Source organism: Cognataquiflexum nitidum (genome assembly GCF_022538055.1).
GTDB lineage: Bacteria > Bacteroidota > Bacteroidia > Cytophagales > Cyclobacteriaceae > Cognataquiflexum > Cognataquiflexum nitidum.
Genome location: NZ_JAKZAM010000075.1, coordinates 1 through 2,118 on the forward strand (window position 1 = coordinate 1; position 2,118 = coordinate 2,118).

The window sequence follows — 2,118 nt, forward strand, 5'->3', positions numbered from 1 at the left end:
TTGCCAAGGTGGTCTTTTAGGAAATACTCATACTTCGGAACCCCGCTTTCCAACACCACTCTTCCCTCAGGATGGATAATATGCTCAAGTTGGCCATTTGCAAACACAAAGTTTCCGACATAGTCCCCCAACTGGGTGTAGTCAAACGCCTGATGCTACGACTGGGTGGAATTTGCCTACCCTGCACCCGGCCCAAGGCTAAAATGATCCTAAGGGATCATTTCCAAACGCCTTGTCCTACCCTTTTATCATATTCAATTTGCAATTGAATACAAATGAAAAACCTCAAATCGAAAGGTAATTCTTGGTTAATCGAATTGCAAATTCATTTCATAAGAAGGCGTAATTTCATCCCGGCAATTGTCGCGGATACGCCTAGCAGCAACGCCTTTCTACGCCCATGGTATGGCTTTCAATAAAAATTAGGTAGTATTTTCTTAATAAGATGAAAGTTTGGTTGAAAACTGCCCATTACTATATTCTAACATCCAATATGGTAAATTGTCAATATACGGTTGAACTATATCATTTGATTTTTGAATCTTTTTTATGTTTAATTGAATTGTATCTTGCCCCACTTTACTGAAAAAGTTTTCATATTCTATAGACTCTAAAAGAAACAGCTTACTCTTATACTCAAAAAAGCCAACCCAATTATCCATTATTTCTACATCATAACTTGTAGTCAATGAAATTTGACAAGTATCTTTTTTAATAAATGTATTGATAATAAAAATTAATTTTTGATCTTCAGGTTTAAGGTTATCGAGAATCTTATCTAACTCGGACTTTAACTCGCATTTCACAGAGTACCTAATCATTTCCTTTGACATAACATTTTCATTTTGAGAAAAAGACATATAACTCAATAGTACAAAACAAATATTTAGTGTCATTTTTAGAGTGCAATTTCTAATATCCATAATCTTCTTTTTTTGAATCTTTACTGTATGGTATATAACCTTTACCTGTGACGTATATTTTGTAAGTAGGGCTATTACTTCTATTTGGATACGCTATTTTATACCATTCTGTAACTGCTTTAGCAAACGGAACATCTCCTCCTAAACTTCCAGTAAGTCCTGGTAAACCAGACGGAATAGCTGTACCTCCCGGGTGATTATGATTAAGCTCTCTAATTGTGTAGCCTTCTGACAATTGTCCATTAATCAATGCTGCTATACCAGGTTCTGTATATTCAACATGGCCAGTAGTCAAGAAGTTTAAACCTTTATCTCCTTCAATTCCAGTTTTAGCTTGACTCCATTCAACACTTGTATTATCTGCTAAAAACTCAAATAATTGAGTTCCATTGTCATCACCTCTGACTTTAAAAATGTCAATAGTTGTTACTTCTTCACTTCTTGTACCATCAGCATTACGCTTTTGGTATGTTCCAGACTGAGAACGATGACTTTCAACAGTGCCATAATCAAATGAAATGGACTGATCCTCTATACGATTGCCATCATTATCAACCATATAAAAATTATCAGCTTTCTTATTTTCAATAGTTTTTACAACTTCTCCTTTTGAATTAATTTCATAATCAGTAAGACCATCTGGATCTATTCTATTAATAGGATTATTGCTTACAAAATGGTACGGTGTTTTATCGGGAGCAATCTCAGCCAACGGATCCACCACTCCCCATCTCCCAATCGCCGGGTCATACATCCTTGCCCCGTAGTCGTAGTACTGAAGGCCGTTGTCCTCGATCAGTTCCTTCCCGTTATACAGATACCTGTTCTTATTTATCGCAGGTGCCTGATAGGATAGTGCCGGCATCTCCATCCCGAAAGGATAATAATGCGTCACCTGCACCGTGATAGAAGGGGTACTAAGGATGCGGAAGTTGTCAAAGAACACATCCTGCGAAGTTTCATTTACAAGAAAAGTCTCTATAAACCCTCCTTTCTCGATCAGGAAGGCATGGTTCAGGTTCTCGTGCTTGTTTTCCGCTTGGGAAGATAATAAGATTTTTCCCTTTTCATATAATACGGAGTCGGAATCATACAAGGCATAGCCCATGTAGGCTTCAGGGGTTTCTTTCTTTTGCAGGTCGGAAGCGATCAGGTCGGCTATCTGTAGCAGGGTGATGGGATTTGCTCCTCCTGC

At 37.8% G+C, this 2,118-nt stretch carries 2 protein-coding genes; both read right to left on the reverse strand.

From position 1 onward, the window contains the following. Positions 1 to 437 precede the first annotated feature (437 nt). A complete protein-coding gene (locus MMU07_RS21635; protein ID WP_241128699.1) occupies positions 438 to 833 on the reverse strand; it encodes a hypothetical protein in 396 nt (131 codons plus the stop codon). Positions 834 to 912: 79 nt separating this feature from the next. Further along, positions 913 to 2,118 (reverse strand): RHS repeat-associated core domain-containing protein (locus tag MMU07_RS21640; RefSeq protein WP_241128700.1); only part of this gene is annotated, 1,206 nt, incomplete at its 5' end.

Coding starts and splice junctions, on each gene's coding strand:
- MMU07_RS21635 (WP_241128699.1), bottom strand. CDS start 833: ATGTCAAAGGAAATGATTAGGTACTCTGTGAAATGCGAGTTAAAGTCC.